14 protein-coding genes and 1 pseudogene are annotated in these 14,656 nt (G+C 68.2%); 2 read left to right on the forward strand and 13 right to left on the reverse strand.

Features of this window, described 5'->3' with window-relative positions:
• Window positions 1-62 precede the first annotated feature (62 nt).
• From M2437_RS22965 to M2437_RS23005, 9 genes are all read right to left on the reverse strand, one after another.
• Window positions 63-2,015 carry a PrkA family serine protein kinase gene (locus tag M2437_RS22965; protein WP_003598016.1) on the reverse strand — a complete coding sequence of 651 codons (1,953 nt, stop codon included), beginning with the start codon at window positions 2,013-2,015 and terminating at the stop codon, window positions 63-65.
• Window positions 2,016-2,274: 259 nt separating this feature from the next.
• Entirely contained in the window at window positions 2,275-2,748 is a 474-nt protein-coding gene (locus M2437_RS22970; RefSeq protein WP_003598014.1) for a hypothetical protein, read from the reverse strand.
• A 141-nt stretch (window positions 2,749-2,889) separates the two neighbouring features.
• Complete coding sequence (locus M2437_RS22975; RefSeq protein WP_015950813.1) at window positions 2,890-3,309, reverse strand: hypothetical protein; 420 nt, start codon at window positions 3,307-3,309, stop codon at window positions 2,890-2,892.
• Between the two features lie 142 nt (window positions 3,310-3,451).
• Window positions 3,452-3,934, reverse strand: coding sequence for a MerR family transcriptional regulator (locus M2437_RS22980; protein WP_015950812.1), 483 nt, complete (start codon window positions 3,932-3,934; stop codon window positions 3,452-3,454).
• Window positions 3,935-3,987: 53 nt separating this feature from the next.
• Window positions 3,988-4,314, reverse strand: a complete 327-nt coding sequence (locus M2437_RS22985) for an integration host factor subunit alpha (protein WP_003598011.1) — start codon at window positions 4,312-4,314, stop codon at window positions 3,988-3,990.
• A 208-nt stretch (window positions 4,315-4,522) separates the two neighbouring features.
• Window positions 4,523-5,503 carry a beta-ketoacyl-ACP synthase III gene (locus tag M2437_RS22990; RefSeq protein WP_056463571.1) on the reverse strand — a complete coding sequence of 327 codons (981 nt, stop codon included), beginning with the start codon at window positions 5,501-5,503 and terminating at the stop codon, window positions 4,523-4,525.
• A 33-nt stretch (window positions 5,504-5,536) separates the two neighbouring features.
• Window positions 5,537-6,595, reverse strand: coding sequence for a phosphate acyltransferase PlsX (gene plsX, locus M2437_RS22995; RefSeq protein ID WP_253388769.1), 1,059 nt, complete (start codon window positions 6,593-6,595; stop codon window positions 5,537-5,539).
• 164 nt (window positions 6,596-6,759) lie between these two features.
• A complete protein-coding gene (locus M2437_RS23000) occupies window positions 6,760-7,278 on the reverse strand; it encodes a YceD family protein (RefSeq protein ID WP_012253569.1) in 519 nt (172 codons plus the stop codon).
• On the reverse strand, window positions 7,275-7,841 hold the full coding sequence (locus M2437_RS23005; protein WP_253388770.1) for a ubiquinol-cytochrome C chaperone family protein: 567 nt from the start codon (window positions 7,839-7,841) through the stop codon (window positions 7,275-7,277). Before M2437_RS23005 ends, M2437_RS23000 begins: the two co-directional genes overlap by 4 nt.
• 157 nt (window positions 7,842-7,998) lie before the next feature.
• Here M2437_RS23005 and M2437_RS23010 point away from each other — a divergent pair.
• Window positions 7,999-8,497 (forward strand): annotated as a pseudogene (locus M2437_RS23010) (outer membrane protein assembly factor BamE).
• Here the strand turns inward: M2437_RS23010 and M2437_RS23015 are convergent.
• From M2437_RS23015 to M2437_RS23030, 4 genes are all read right to left on the reverse strand, one after another.
• Entirely contained in the window at window positions 8,491-9,162 is a 672-nt protein-coding gene (locus M2437_RS23015; RefSeq protein WP_253389663.1) for an HAD hydrolase-like protein, read from the reverse strand. The pseudogene M2437_RS23010 and the gene M2437_RS23015 sit on opposite strands and share 7 nt — an antisense overlap.
• Window positions 9,163-9,267: 105 nt before the next feature.
• A complete protein-coding gene (locus M2437_RS23020) occupies window positions 9,268-10,356 on the reverse strand; it encodes an alkene reductase (RefSeq protein WP_003597994.1) in 1,089 nt (362 codons plus the stop codon).
• Between the two features lie 143 nt (window positions 10,357-10,499).
• Window positions 10,500-11,036: a GNAT family N-acetyltransferase gene (locus M2437_RS23025; RefSeq protein ID WP_253388771.1), complete on the reverse strand. Its 537-nt coding sequence runs from the start codon at window positions 11,034-11,036 to the stop codon at window positions 10,500-10,502.
• A complete protein-coding gene (locus tag M2437_RS23030; protein ID WP_253388772.1) occupies window positions 11,009-12,628 on the reverse strand; it encodes a glucan biosynthesis protein G in 1,620 nt (539 codons plus the stop codon). The genes M2437_RS23025 and M2437_RS23030 overlap by 28 nt, the downstream gene beginning before the upstream one ends.
• A gap of 685 nt (window positions 12,629-13,313) precedes the next feature.
• On the opposite strand from M2437_RS23030, the gene M2437_RS23035 reads away from it, so the two are divergent.
• Window positions 13,314-14,480 carry a type III PLP-dependent enzyme gene (locus tag M2437_RS23035; RefSeq protein WP_253388773.1) on the forward strand — a complete coding sequence of 389 codons (1,167 nt, stop codon included), beginning with the start codon at window positions 13,314-13,316 and terminating at the stop codon, window positions 14,478-14,480.
• Window positions 14,481-14,656 lie beyond the last annotated feature (176 nt).

Below are 14,656 nucleotides of genomic sequence, written 5' to 3' on the forward strand. Positions count from 1 at the left end.
GGGACAAAGGTGCGGAAGTGCGGCGGCGGATGCCGGAGGACTTCGCCTCAGAGGGCTTGCCCTCAACCCGCCTGCTTCACCCGCATGTACCATTCCACGAGTCGCCGGACCTGCCGTTCGGTGTAGCCCCGATCCGTCATGCGATCGACGAACTCGCCGTGCTTCTTCTCCGTGTCGCTGTCCTTCTTGGATCCAAAGGAGATCACGGGCAGCAGTTCCTCAACCTGAGAGAACATCCGCCGTTCGATCACTTCGCGCAACTTCTCGTAGGACGTCCAGGACGGGTTGCGCCCACCGTGCTGCGCCCGTGAGCGCAGCGCGAACTTCACCACTTCGTTGCGGAAATCCTTCGGATTGGCGATGCCGGCCGGCTTTTCGATCTTGGTCAGCTCCTGGTTGAGGAGCTCACGGTTGAGCAGCTGACCGGTCTCGGCGTCCTTGAAGTCCTGATCCTCGATCCAGGCATCCGCGTAGTCGATGTAGCGGTCGAACAGGTTCTGCCCGTAATCGTGGTAGGATTCGAGATAGGCCTTCTGGATCTCGTGGCCGATGAACTCGGCGTAGCGCGGCGCGAGTTCGGTCTTGATGAACTCGATGTAGCGCTTCTCGGTCTCCGGCGGCAGCTGCTCCCGCCGGATCGCCTGTTCCAGCACGTACATCAGGTGGACCGGATCGGCCGAGACCTCGGTGGTGTCGTGGTTGAAGGTCGCGGCCAGCACCTTGAAGGCGAAGCGGGTCGAGATCCCGTCCATGCCCTCATCGACGCCGCCGGTATCCTTGTATTCCTGCATCGAGCGGGCGCGGGGATCGACCTCGCGAAGCGACTCGCCGTCATAGACCCGCATCTTCGAGAACAGATTGGAATTGGCGTGCTCGCGCAGCCGCGAGAGCACCGAGAAGCGGGCCAGCATCTCCAGCGTGCCCGGCGCGCAGGCGGCGGTCGAGAGCTCGGAGCTCGAGATCAGCTTCTCGTAGATGCGCTGCTCCTCCGTGACCCGGAGGCAGTAGGGCACCTTGATGACGTAGATTCGGTCGATGAAGGCTTCGTTGTTCTTGTTGGTCTTGAACGACTGCCACTCGGCCTCGTTCGAGTGCGCCAGGATCACGCCCGTGAACGGGATCGCGCCGATATTCTCGGTGCCGACATAGTTGCCCTCCTGCGTCGCCGTGAGCAGGGGGTGGAGCATCTTGATCGGCGCCTTGAACATCTCGACGAATTCGAGAACGCCCTGGTTCGCCCGGTTGAGGCCGCCCGAGTAGGAATAGGCGTCCGGATCGGCCTGGGAGAGCGTTTCGAGGCGGCGGATATCGACCTTGCCGACCAGCGAGGAGATGTCCTGGTTGTTCTCGTCGCCCGGCTCGGTCTTGGCGATGGCGATCTGGCGCAGGCGCGACGGCCGCACCTTGATCACCTTGAAGCGGGAGATGTCGCCGTCGAACTCGTCGAGGCGCTTCAGGGCCCAGGGACTCATCAGGCCGGTGAGGCGGCGGCGCGGGATGCCGAAGCGCTCCTCGATCTCGCGACCCATGGCCTCGGGGTCGAACAGGCCGAGCGGGCTCTCGAAGACCGGGGAGACCTCGTCGCCGGCCTTCAGCACGTAGACTGGATGGACCTCCATCAGCGCCTTGAGGCGCTCGGCGAGCGACGACTTACCGCCGCCGACGGGGCCGAGCAGGTAGAGGATCTGCTTGCGCTCCTCCAATCCCTGCGCCGCGTGGCGGAAGAACGAGACGATCCGCTCGATCGTCTCCTCCATGCCGTAGAACTCGGCAAAGGCCGGGTAGACCCGGATCGTGCGGTTCATGAACACCCGGCCCAGCCGCGCGTCGCGGGCGGTGTCCACCATTTCCGGCTGGCCGATCGCATCGAGGATGCGCTCGGCGGCGGAGGCGTACATCAGCGGGTTGTCGCGGCACGCCTCGAGATACTCAGAGAGCGTCATCTCCGTGTCGCGGCGTGCTTCATAGCCGCGAGCGAAGCTCTGGAACAGGTCGTTCGTCGAGTGCAGCGGCATTCGAACACCCCCTTCAGGCTGATGACAGCTTCATCCTGTCTCGGGTCGAACGCAACTGACATTGCGGGTTTTGTCGCACCGCCCACAGGAGGGCTGTCTTGCGTGTGAAACGGGACACACTCAAAGCTGACCGGGATTTAGCCCGAGCTTGACCGGCCCCGGACCCGAGGCAGAAACCTCCGGCCGAAGACCGGAAGTCCCTGGTATTCGTCAAAATTGCTGCGTCGCGGTATGATCGCGCACGAAACCGTCTATTCGATCAGAGATCGGTGCCACTTTTCTTCTCGTCCTTGGACTTTTCGTCCTTGCCGACGGTGATGCGGATGTCGCGCTTTTCGGTCTCACCGTCGGCATTCTTGATCTCGACGACGACCCCGTCGGCGCCCGTATAGCCGCTGTTGGGCTGGTAGAAGATCGCCTGAACCTCGGCGTCCTTGTTGGGGCAGCGGTACTTGGCCGGCGTCTTGAGCTTGCCGGCCTTCGTGATGAGCGAGCCGGATTTGGGCGGCGTCACCACCTTGATCTCCGGCATCGGGCCCGCCGAGCAATCCTTCTTCAGGTTCGGCACGATCACGAGGCGCGCCTGCTTGCCGGCGGGCACGGTCTCGCTCTTGGTGACGGTGGTCTGCGCGAGGGCGGGCCCGGCGAGACAGAGCCAAGCAGCGGCGAAGGCGGCGGGCAGCGCCGCGATCGGTCCCGTGGATTGTCTCTTGGCAGTGGTCGGCAGATCCATCGGCGTTTCCCTTGAGCGTCGTTCGGGCGACCGGCCGGAGAGCGACTGGGCGCCAAAGAAGATGTGGGGAGGGCGCCGGCTTGCGTCGAGGCTCGCCCCTTCGAATCTTGCCGAACGAATTTTGCCGAAGGCCGCGCCCGCTCAGTGCTGCAGCGCGGCGGCGACCGTGCCGGCCACCCGCGCGATCTGCGCGTCATCGAGCTGCCCAGCGAGCGCCTGGGTCAGCGCCTTCTCGACGCGCTCGCGTTCGCCGAGATCGGCGAAGGGTGCGGCCGGAATGTCCGCGTCGCCCAAGTCGCAGGCGCGGCGGATGGTATCGGCGGCCCTGAGCAGCGTCTCCCGATCAGCCGGGCCCATATCCCAGAGCGGCGCCCGCAGCCGGCTGATGACCCGCCGCGCGTCCCGGTACTCCCGATCGACGGTGGTCGACGCCTCGATCTGGCTGACGAGGAACATCAATTCCAGAACCTCGTTGGCGGCTTCCGGGCAAGCGCGCACGATCCGCATCACGCGGGCGATGAGTTCCTGGGTCGGAGACATCCGGGAGCGAGGGGGGGCCATGGCGCCTCAACGCCGTTCCGCGGGTAAAGTTCAGCCCGCATCGGCCGGCCGAAGCGCCGGGGTGGGCCGAAATCCGCGAGGCCGGCCAATGCCTTGCGCACAAGCGATTTTTCCGGATTCGACGGCGGCGCTCGGCCCCGCCTCAGGCGGCCTCGTGATCCGCCTCGTCGAGGCCAGCGAGCAGGGCCCGGCAGGCACGCAGCTCGGCGAGCGCCCCCTCGAGCGCCCGGCGATCCGAGGCCGCCGCCTCGACGCTTTCCTCGTCCCGGTCGATGCCGGTCGGCGCGCCGACCTCGGCCTCGCCTCGGCCGAGCGCCTGGACGAAGCGCACGCCGTTCTCCTTGAGGACGCGCTGCGCCCCGCGGATCGTGTAGCCTTTTCCGCGCAGCAGGCAGCTCACGCCCCTGATGAGATCGACATCCTCCGGCCGATAATAGCGCCGGCCGCCGGCCCGCTTCGTCGGCTTGATCTGGCTGAACCGGCTCTCCCAGAAGCGCAGGACGTGCTGCGGCACGCCGAGTTCCTCGGACACCTCGGTGATGGTGCGGAAGGCGCCGGGGCTCTTCTCGCTCCGCTCGTCACCGGCGGAAGAATCGAGGGCGGGGGATTCCAGCGGCAGTCCCATGGCAGCGCCTCAAACCAGATTGTGCGGGAGAGGACCGGGCCGGCTCGGCCGGGTCACTCGTCCTCATCCATGTCGAGCCCGTTGACGTGGCCGCCATTGATGCGGGCCTTGAGCACGTTCGAGGGCTTGAACACCATCACCTGCCGCGGCTCGATCTCGACCTCGACACCGGTCTTCGGATTGCGGCCGATGCGCTTGCCCTTGGAGCGCACGACGAAGGAGCCGAACGAGGACAGTTTCACCGTCTCGCCCGAGGATAGGCATGTGCAGATCTCGGCAAGCACCGTCTCGACCAGCGCGGCCGATTCGGCCCGTGACAGACCGACCTGCTGGTAGACGGCCTCGCTCAAATCTGCGCGTGTGACCGTCTTGCCCGCCATCCGCTCCCCCTTCCGGCCGAGTTGCTCGACATCCCTGCCATCCTTCTCAGGACGTACGGATGCAGCCTCCGCTCAAATGCCGTGCGGGTTCCCCGACAAAGGATCCCGCCGTGTATCTCTATGATCGAACACGCTAATCGGCTGAGGGGCGACGGTCAACAGAACCTTACGGTTGACAGGAGGCTAGGCTCGTTCCGACGCTCATCGCCTACCAGCGGATGAGCGCGGCGCCCCAGGTGAACCCGCCGCCGATCGCCTCGATCATCACGAGGTCGCCCTCGCGGATGCGCCCGTCGCGGCGGGCGGCGTCCAGCGCCAGGGGAATCGAGGCGGCCGAGGTGTTGCCGTGCCGATCGACGGTGAGCACCACCTTCTCGCGGGCGATGCCGAGCTTGTCGGCCGAGGCCTCGATGATCCGGCGGTTGGCCTGGTGCGGCACGAACCACGCGAGGTCGTCGGCGGTGGTGCCGGAGGCGCGGAAGGCGTCCTCGATCACGTCGGTCACCGAGCCGACCGCGAAGCGGAACACCTCGCGGCCCTCCATGCGCAGCTTGCCGGTGGTGCCGGTCGAGCCGGGCCCGCCATCGACGTAGAGCTTGGCCCGGTGGCGCCCGTCCGAGCGCAGGCAGCTCGAGAGCACGCCGCGGTCGGCACTTGTGCCCTCGCCCTCGCGAGCCTCCAGCACGATGGCCCCGGCACCGTCTCCGAACAGCACACAGGTGGTGCGGTCCTCCCAGTCGAGCAGCCGCGAGAAGGTCTCGGCGCCGATGACGAGGGCGCGCTTGGCGCCGCCCGTCGTCAGGAAGCGGTCGGCGGTGGCCACCGCGTAGACGAAGCCGGCACAGACCGCCTGGAGGTCGAAGGCAAAGCCGCCCTCGATCCCGAGCGCCGCCTGGATCTGGGTGGCGGAGGAGGGGAAGGTGTGGTCGGGCGTCGAGGTCGCGCAGATCACGAGATCGATGTCGGCGGGCGAGAGCCCGGCATCGTCGAGGGCCGCCATCGCCGCGCGGGTGCCGAGCACCGAGGTCGTCTCGTCGGCGCGCGCGATGTGGCGCTGGCGGATGCCGGTGCGCTGGACGATCCACTCGTCGGAGGTTTCGATCCCGCGTTCGGCGAGATCTGTGTTCGTGACGACGGTCTCGGGCAGATACGCCCCGCAGCCGACCACGACGGAGCGCGCATGCGCCATCAGATCCGTCCCTTTCTCACTTCTGTGCCCGGCTTACTTCTCGATCAAGCCGGTTTCGAGCCCGGCGGCGACCGCCGGCGTCTGCTCCAGCATATCCCGGATCGTCCGCATCAGGTCGTAGCGCGCCATGTCGTAGGCAAGATCGACGGCGGCCGCGAAGCCCTGAGCGTTCTCCGAGCCGTGGCTCTTGATGACGATACCCTCCAACCCGAGGAACACGCCGCCATTGGCCCGGCTCGGGTTCATCTTCTCGCGCAGGGCCGCGAAGGCTTGGCGCGCGAACAGGTAGCCGATCTTGGCCGAGAGGGTCCGCCCCATCGCCGCCTTGAGATAGGAGGCGATCTGCTTGGCCGTGCCCTCGGCCGTCTTGAGGGCGATATTGCCGGTAAATCCTTCCGTCACCACGACATCCGTGGTGCCGCGGCCGAGATCGGTGCCCTCGACGAAGCCGTGATACGTAAAATTGGGCAGCTCCGACTCGCGCAGGAGGCGGGCAGCCTCCTTCACGGCCTCGTTGCCCTTCATCTCCTCGGTGCCGACATTGAGCAGGCCGACCGTCGGGCGCTCGACGTCGAGGACGATCCGGGCCATGGCCGAGCCCATCACCGCCATCTCGACGAGATGCTCGGCATCGGTGCCGATGGTGGCGCCGACATCGAGCACCACGCTCTCGCCGCGCACGGTCGGCCACAGGCAGGCGATGGCCGGGCGCTCGATACCGGCCATGGTCTTGAGGCAGATCTTCGACATCGCCATCAAGGCGCCGGTGTTGCCGGCCGAGACCGCGGCCTGGGCCTCGCCGTCGCGCACCGCCTGGATCGCCCGCCACATCGAGGACTTGCCCCGGCCCTGGCGCACCGCCTGGCTCGGCTTGTCGTCCATGGCGATCGAGACGGTGGTGTGGCGGATCTCGACGGCGCCCTTCAGGCGCGGCTCGGCGTCGACGAGGGGGCGCACCACCGCCTCGTCACCGAACAGGATGAAGTGAAGCTCGGGGTGCCGCTCACGGGCGATGGCCGCACCGGGCACGACGGTCGTGGGGCCGTGATCGCCGCCCATGGCGTCGAGCGAGATGCAAACGCGGTTCGACATGGTTCCTTCGGGGCGCCGCGGGGTAAGCCGGCGGGCAGCGAGCGTGAAGGGGCATCACAGGCCCCGGAATCGGCGGCGCAAAATAGCGGCAGCGCCCCGCCGGGCAAACAAAAACTCACCCATCGTCGTGATCAGGCCCGCCGGAGGTCTGGCGGGCCCACCCATCAACCCTTGTCCCCACCGAGCTTGGCCCGCAAAGCCGCCAGATCGGAGAACGGCAGCGGGTCCTCGCCGACCGTGACCGCATCGAAGGCGACGCCTGGCTTGCGCGGGTAGGGATCGAGGCCGAGCGCGAGGAATTCCGCGGTCAGCACGCCGAAATCGACGCGTCCGTTCACGATCGGATCGGGGAGATCGACATCCTCGGCGTCGGTGCCCTCCAGGATGTCGGCATTGGTGAAGTCGACCTCGACGGGTTCGGAGACCTTCGCCTCGAAGGGCTCGAGCGTCACGGTGCAGATCTGGGTCACCACGGCCTCGACCCGGCCCTCGGCGTGCAGCCGGGTCAACGAACCGCTCAAGGTGAAGCGGCCGACGAGGTCGCGGATGGCGGGGACCTTGAAGTCGCGGGCCAGGGCCTCGCACTCGGCCGGATTCGCCTCGACGACGATCTCGGCGCGGTCCTTGGGCAGGCGCTCGACGTTGACGGAGCGGGAGAGCGGCCCCGCGGGCTTCGGCGTCATCGATGGTCTCCTGAATTCTCTGTCGCGGCCGCGCCGACCGGCTCGGGGAAGCGCGGCCCCTCGCCGAGCAGGCCGTCGAGATCTTGGCCCCCCAGCGCGGCGGCGGCGGCCTCGACATAGGATGCCAGCGGCCCGGCGGCCTCGGGTTCGACGCCGTCGAGGACGTTGCGGGCGAGTGTTTCGGCCAACCCGGCCCGGTCGCCCGCATCGAGCGCGGTGCCGTAGGATCCGGCCCGGGCATAGAACGAGGCACCGAGCTTCTTGATGCGCTTGGGCACGCCCATGTCGCCGATGCCGAGTTCGCGCAGCGAAGCGTCGAGCTGCATGAAGACGGAATCGACCAGATCCTGCGCCACATCAGCCGCCGGCGGCGGCAACTGGCCGAGGCGGCGCAGCACGAGGATCACGTGCAGGCTCAACGCCTCGAACCGGCCCTCCACGGTGTCGGGCACGCCGAGCGCCGTATAGAGGCCGGGCCGGCGCGCGGCCTCGCCGATCGTCCGATGCAGCGATTGGATCGTCCGCCGCCGCCGGTCGGCGCGGCGGAATAAGCCCGCGATCATACGTTCCACCGGATGTGCCGACGCTGTGGCCAAGCTTGCCTTGTCAAAGCCATAACCCCGCGGTACGGCAACCGCGGACCAGGGTGCAAGTCCGAAGACGCGCGAGTTGAAACGCGCCGCGGATGAAGACCCTTTTGGCTGGAAATCAGGGGGGCCGATGTCGCGCCGTCTCGTCTCGTCGCTTGCCCGCGCGGCCGTTCTCGGCTCCGTCGCGATCGGCGTATCAGGCTGCATCGGCCGAGGATATCCGCCACGGCTATCAGATCGATCAGGCGGCTCTGGCCACGGTGAAGCCGGGCATGGGTGCCGAACAGGTGCTGCAGATCCTCGGCACCCCGTCCACCGTCTCCACGGTCGGCAACAAGTCCTGGTACTACATCAGCCAGAACACCCGCCGCACGGTGATGTTCCTGGGCGAGCAGATCGAGGACCAGAAGGTCACGGCGGTCTACTTCAACCAGGGCATGAAGGTAGAGCGCGTCGCACTCTACGGCCTGCAGGACGGGCGCGTGTTCGACTTCATCGAGCGCACGACGCCGGCCAGCGGCTCCGACCGCGCCTTCATCAGCCAGCTCTTCCGCGGCCTGACCCGCTACGAGCCGTTCGGCAGCGGCGCCGGCGCCTCGGTCGTCCCCGGCGCCCGCGCCGGTCAGTAAGAGCGTCCGGGCGGGCCCACCAGGGCCCGCGCCACCGCACCCGGCTCGGCGAACAAGAAGGCCGGACGCGTACCGGCCAGGGCCTCGGGACTGTTGTAGCCCCAGGCCACCGCGGCGAAGCCGCATCGAGCCTGCGCCGCCGCGTCCGCGTCGCGGATCTCGTCTCCCACCGCCAGCATGGCAGCCGGTTCGACGCTCGCTGCCCGCGCGACCGCGCGCAGGTGGCGCGCCTTGCCGAACAGCGAAGCACCGCAGGCATAGTGCCGGATGAATCCGGCCGACGCGCCGAGAGCACAGCGGACGTTCGCCTCGCTGTTGGAACTCACGACAGCCAGTGTGAGCCCCGCCGCATTGAGCCCCGCGAGCATCTCCGGAATGCCGGAAAACAGCCGCAGCTGAGGAGCGTCGCGGGTCGCGAGCGCCCGCATGTGACGAGCGATCAGCGGGACCTTCCAGGCGGGAATGCCGAGATCCTTCAGGATCGCCAGGGCGCTCAAGCCCCGTAGCCGTTCGGTCTCGCCCGCCTCGACGCGACGGAAGCGGTAGCGCGCCGCCACGTCGTTGAGATTGGCGCAGAACCAGGGAAAGCTGTCGGCGAGCGTGCCGTCGAAGTCGAAGGCGACGAGGCGGTAGGGAGCGACCGACGCGGCGTCCTCCGGGGTCATGACGCTCACGGGATCGGGCCTCCAACATGGCGGAAGGCGGCCCCGCTTGCGCGAGGCCGCCTCCTGCATTCGATCGCTCAGTGCAGCCAGAGGCCGATTCCCGTCTTACGCCGCCTTCTGCGTCAGCGCCGGGTAATCGACGTAGCCTTCCGGCCCCTGGCTGTACCAGGTCTTCATGTCGTCCTTGGCGAAGGGCAGGCCCTTGGCGATGCGGTCGACCAGATCGGGGTTCGCGATGTAGGGCCGGCCGAAGGCGATGGCATCCGCCTCGCCCGAGGCCACCGCTTGCTTGGCGCGCTCACCGTCATAGTCGCAGTTCAGGATGACCGGACCGCCGAAGCGCTCCTTGATGACGGGCGCCACCGGCGCCACCGTCGCCTTGCCGAACGTGCCGTCCGGACCCGGCTCGCGCATCTCGATGAAGGCGAGGCCGACGCGCTCCATCATCTCGGCAGCAAGCCCGAAGACCTCGTGCGGGTTGGAATCGTCCACGCCCTGGATCGGGCCGTTGGGCGAGAAGCGGATGCCGGTGCGGTCCGCGCCGACCACGCCGGCCACCGCCTGCGCCACCTTGGTCACCAGCCGAACCCGGTTCTCGACCGAGCCGCCGTAGCGGTCGCTGCGCTTGTTGCTGCCGTCGCGGATGAACTCGTCGAGCAGGTAGCCATTCGCCGCGTGGATCTGCACGCCGTCGAAGCCCGCCGCGACGGCGTTGCGCGCGGCCCGCTCGTAATCGGCGATGAGCCGCGGGATCTCGTCCTCGCGCAGGGCCCGCGCCTGGCTGTAGGGCTTTTTGCCGTCATAGGTGTGCGCCTCGTCTGGTGCCGTGGCGACCGAGGGGGCGACCGGCGGCTCGCCGCCGAGGAAGTCGGAATGGACGAGGTAGCCCATGTGCCAGAGCTGGCAAACGATGCGCCCGCCCGCCTCGTGCACGGCCTTCACCACCGGCTTCCAGGCCTCCGTCTGCTCATCGGACCAGATGCCCGGCGCGTAGGGCCAGCCGAGCCCTTCCTGGCTGATGCCCGTGGCCTCGGAGATGATGAGGCCGGCCGTCGCGCGCTGAGCGTAATACTCGGCCATCACCGGCGTCGGAACGTGGGTCCGGGTCGCGCGGGCGCGGGTCAGCGGGGCCATGAGAATTCGGTTCGGCAGCTTCAACGCGCCGAGCGTGATCGGGTCAAAGATTGAGGGCATTCGATACTCTGTCGGGAGGGAGCGGCTCTCGAAAACGCTGCGCTGCAGGTGCCGAAGCCGCCTTCGGGTGGGCTGAACCTTGTATCTGCCCGACCGGTTCGCCAGTGCGCTGGCGCACCTGCGCTGCGGCGCACAAGCCAACGTTACCCTTCCGTGAGTGCCTTCTCGTAGCACCACGCCTCCATGCCGTCCTCGTAGTAGTCCGGCTTCGTCCCGGTTCGCGCATAGCCGCCCCGCTCGTAGAGCCGGATGCCACCGCCGTTGTCGGCCCGCACCTCCAGGCGCAGCCGCTCGCAGCCATGGGCGCGGGCATCGGCCTCCGCGGCCTGCAGAAGCTTGCGCCCGAGCCCGAGGCCGGCGCGGGCGGGCGCGACGGCGAGCGACGAGAGCCGGGCGACGCGGCTGGTGCGCCGCCGCTCCGTCGTGGCCGCCCCGACGAGGATCTCGACCTCACCGCCCTCCGCCGGCTCGCGCGCGACGGCGACGAGGAGGGTCATGCTGACCGAGCGGATCGCGTGGCGGATCGCCCGCCGCTCGGCTCGGTCGGTGGTGAAGGCGGCGTGTTCGAGCGAGACGAGCGCGTCGAGATCGGCGAGCCGGGCCGGCCGGATCTCCACCGGCACGCGGGCGGCGACGCGCTCGCTGCGAGTGCTCACGCGACGCTCCAGGGATAGGACCATGTCTCGGTCAGGGCCTGATCGTCCTTCTTCAGATAGGCCCGCAATTCGGTCGCGCCCGGCCCGTCGAGCTGCACGTCGAGGGCGACGCGGAAACCGCCGACATGCGGATTCGGCACGATCGAGGTCGCGGTGATCCGTCCGTTGCTGGCGCTGGCGACGACTTCGGGCGGCACCGGATCGCCGAGACGCTTGTCCAGCTCGCCATCACCGAAATCGATCAGGAAGCGCCGGTTGCGCAGGGCGGCTGCATCCGCGGCCCGGCGCGCGGCGCCGCTCGCGGCGGGCTCGGCGATGAAGGTGTTCATCACCTTGCCGTTCGGGTGAAGATCCTCGGCCGCGAGCGCCCGGATCGTATAGGCGAGCCGCGCCGGCCGTCCCGCCGGATAAGGCTGTTTCGGGCGCCAGAAGGCGACGACGTTGTCGGCGGTCTCGTTATCGGTCGGCAGTTCCATCAGCACGACGCTGCCCTCGCCCCACGAGCCCTCCGGCTCGACGAAGTAGCCAGGGCGGCGCTCGTAGCCGGCTTCGAGATCCTGATAGCTGCCAAAGTCGCGGTCGCGCTGCATCAGCCCGAAACCCTTCGGGTCGCGGTCGAGGAAGGTCGAGATCCGCCGGCTTTGCGGGTTGTCGAGCGGTCGCCACAGCCACTCGCCGGAGCCGGTGGCGAGTTGGAGCCCGTCCGAATCGTGCAATTCCGGCCGGTAATCGTCGCTGTGGCCGCGATCGGTCTCGCTGATGAAGAACATCGAGGTCAGCGGGGCGATGCCGACGGAGGCTAGGTCCTGCCGCGGATAGAGCGTCGCGCTCACCCGCACCCCCGTGGTGCGGCCCGGCTCAACTGTGAAGCGGTAGGCACCGGCCACGGACGGGCTGTCGAGCAGGGCGTGGATCGTCAGGGCCTTCGCATCCGCCGACGGCACCTCGATGTAGAACGCGCGGAAGAACGGAAACTCCTCCTTCTCGCCATCCGAACCGATCGCGAGGGCGCGGGCGGAGAGGCCGTAGAGCTGGTCCTGGCCGAGGAAGCGGAAATAGCTGGCGCCGGCGAAGACGATCAGTTCGTCGAGGCGGTCGGGCCGGTTGAGCGGTGCGTGGATGCGGATGCCGGCAAAGTTCAGGTCGCTCGGCAGCGTCCCGTCGATCCGCGTCCGGCCGAAATCGAACAGGGCCGGATCGTATGGGATCGGCGTGCTGATCCCATTGCGCACGAGGCTCACGGAGACCGGGCGCGGATAGAGAAAGCCGCGGTGGAACAATTGAAGCCGGAACGGCCCGCCGGCCTCGCCGAGAAACGCATGGTCCTTCCGGAAGCGGATGTCGCGGTAGGCGTCGTAATCGAGGCCTGCGAGCGGCGCCGGCAGCGGCGGGAAACGGCCGTCGAACGGCTGCGCCGCGAGCGCCTGCGCCTGACGCTCGACCATGCCGGGCTCGAAGGGAGGGCTTCTCGCATCGTCTTCAGCGGAAGCCGGCAGGGCCGCGGCGAGGCCGGCGGCAGCCAGCCCCGACATCACGCCCCGGCGCGAGGGCGCGCCTGTCGGCACGGCCTGCTCGGCATGGCCGTTGGGGGCGTGAGGGCCTTTGGCGCGGATCATGATCCCATCCCGAAATGCCACGGTTCAATGGCCGCTTCGGTCGGGCTTGGGAAGGGGCCGGCCGAGCTCGTGCGATGCGGAGCTGCGTCTTTCGCGCAACAATCGCGCGCCGCGCCGAACTCTCGACCGATCCGGCCGGAAATCGGGGGGTAGCGGAACCGTTTTTCCCTTGTGGTCGAGAGCCCCCGGCCGTATATGGCGCCTGCCCAATTTCGCACGTGCCTGTGGCCGCGTGTCGGTTGGTGGGCATCCGGTCAACTGCCGGACAGCCGCCAGGGGTCTTAAAGGATCGATGGTCGTAAAGGGTGGATCCCTACGGCCGGCATCCGGGTGGCGACACCAGACCCTAACAACAACCGGCAGCCGGAGGCGAAACCGGCGAACCCCGCTCTCCACGGGGGACGCAGCTTAAAGCAACGACGAACGGGCTTTTTTGGTCTCGTCGGCCCTTCCAAAGGCCGACACCGAAGAGGCTTGTTTATCCTTGCCCGGCGTGCGGTTGGGGTTCCCCCATCCAATCCACGGCAGCTTCCGGGGTGCTTCTCGCGCCCGCTGACCGTTCCGCGTCTCCAAAGCGCGAAGCGGAAGCGACGCATCGCCCCCTGACGCCGACGGTCCTTCCGGGACCGTCACGATTCGATCTCGCGCCCTCGACGGCGCCTCGAACCTGTGGTGGGGACGACCAATGACCGATCGCATCCGCGATTACCTGCGCGCGCGCCGCGACCTCGGCCAGGACGAGGGCCCGGTGATGGTCCTCGACCTCGATGTCGTGCGCGACAACTACACCGCCTTCGCCCGCGCGCTGCCCGACACCCGCGTGTTCTACGCCGTGAAGGCGAACCCGGCCGCGGAAGTGCTGCGCCTGCTCGCCGAGATGGGCTCCTGCTTCGACACGGCTTCCGTGGCCGAGATCGAGATGGCGCTCGCCGCCGGCGCCACCGCCGACCGCGTCTCCTTCGGCAACACCATCAAGAAGGAGCGCGACGTCGTCCGCGCGCTCAAGCTCGGCATCCGGCTGTTCGCCGTCGATTGCCAGGCCGAGGTCGAGAAGATCGTTCGCGCGAGCGAGGCGGCCGGCATCGCGTCCGGTGACGTGCAGGTGTTCTGCCGCATCCTCTGCGACGGCGCCGGTGCGGATTGGCCGTTGTCGCGCAAGTTCGGCTGCGAGCCGGAGATGGCGGTGAACGTGCTGGAGCACGCCCACCGGCACGGCCTCAATGCCTACGGCGTCTCGTTCCATGTCGGTTCGCAGCAGGCCAACACGGAAGCCTGGGACGGGGCGCTCGCCTCCGCCTCCGAGATCTTCCGTGAATGCGCTCTGCGCGGCATCGGCCTGTCGATGGTCAACCTCGGCGGCGGCTTCCCGACCAAGTACCTCAAGCAGGTGCCGGGCGTGGAAACCTACGGCGACGCGATCTTCCGCGCGCTCACCAAGCATTTCGGCAACCGCATCCCGGAGACGATCATCGAGCCGGGCCGCGGCATGGTCGGCAATGCCGGCCTGATCGAGGCCGAGGTCGTGCTCGTCTCCAAGAAGTCGGAGGCCGAGGACGAGGTGCGCTGGGTCTATCTCGACATCGGCAAGTTCGGTGGGCTGGCCGAGACCATGGACGAGTCGATCCGCTACGCGATCCGCACCGACCACGACGAGGACCGCATGGCGCCCTGCGTCGTCGCCGGCCCGACCTGCGATTCGGTCGACGTGCTCTACGAGAAGAACCACTACCCGCTGCCGGTCTCCCTCTCGATCGGCGACAAGGTGTGGATCGAGGGCGCGGGCGCCTACACCACGACCTACGCGGCGGTCGCCTTCAACGGCTTCCCCCCCCTCGCGCAGATCGTGATCTGATCCGCAATCCGGTCCCGCTCCGGCGGGACCGGCCCCGGTCAGGCTTCATTCACGCCTCTTCCGTCAGAAGTGCCGCGCGTCTCACGAGACGCGCATGTCGTTGTGTCCCGGACGGCCCGCCTCGGCGGGTGCGAGGGCTGTTTCCCCCCGCTTCTCAGCGACCTGGGAGGGTACGG

Source organism: Methylorubrum pseudosasae (assembly GCF_029504475.1).
Classification (GTDB): Bacteria; Pseudomonadota; Alphaproteobacteria; order Rhizobiales; family Beijerinckiaceae; genus Methylobacterium; species Methylobacterium extorquens.

Coding starts and splice junctions, on each gene's coding strand:
- M2437_RS23035 (WP_253388773.1), top strand. CDS start 13,314: ATGACCGATCGCATCCGCGATTACCTGCGCGCGCGCCGCGACCTCGGC.
- M2437_RS22975 (WP_015950813.1), bottom strand. CDS start 3,309: ATGGCCCCCCCTCGCTCCCGGATGTCTCCGACCCAGGAACTCATCGCC.
- M2437_RS22985 (WP_003598011.1), bottom strand. CDS start 4,314: ATGGCGGGCAAGACGGTCACACGCGCAGATTTGAGCGAGGCCGTCTAC.
- M2437_RS22970 (WP_003598014.1), bottom strand. CDS start 2,748: ATGGATCTGCCGACCACTGCCAAGAGACAATCCACGGGACCGATCGCG.
- M2437_RS22980 (WP_015950812.1), bottom strand. CDS start 3,934: ATGGGACTGCCGCTGGAATCCCCCGCCCTCGATTCTTCCGCCGGTGAC.
- plsX (WP_253388769.1), bottom strand. CDS start 6,595: ATGTCGAACCGCGTTTGCATCTCGCTCGACGCCATGGGCGGCGATCAC.
- M2437_RS23015 (WP_253389663.1), bottom strand. CDS start 9,162: ATGACCCCGGAGGACGCCGCGTCGGTCGCTCCCTACCGCCTCGTCGCC.
- M2437_RS22965 (WP_003598016.1), bottom strand. CDS start 2,015: ATGCCGCTGCACTCGACGAACGACCTGTTCCAGAGCTTCGCTCGCGGC.
- M2437_RS23020 (WP_003597994.1), bottom strand. CDS start 10,356: ATGCCCTCAATCTTTGACCCGATCACGCTCGGCGCGTTGAAGCTGCCG.
- M2437_RS23005 (WP_253388770.1), bottom strand. CDS start 7,841: ATGATCGCGGGCTTATTCCGCCGCGCCGACCGGCGGCGGCGGACGATC.
- M2437_RS22990 (WP_056463571.1), bottom strand. CDS start 5,503: ATGGCGCATGCGCGCTCCGTCGTGGTCGGCTGCGGGGCGTATCTGCCC.
- M2437_RS23000 (WP_012253569.1), bottom strand. CDS start 7,278: ATGACGCCGAAGCCCGCGGGGCCGCTCTCCCGCTCCGTCAACGTCGAG.
- M2437_RS23030 (WP_253388772.1), bottom strand. CDS start 12,628: ATGATCCGCGCCAAAGGCCCTCACGCCCCCAACGGCCATGCCGAGCAG.
- M2437_RS23025 (WP_253388771.1), bottom strand. CDS start 11,036: ATGGTCCTATCCCTGGAGCGTCGCGTGAGCACTCGCAGCGAGCGCGTC.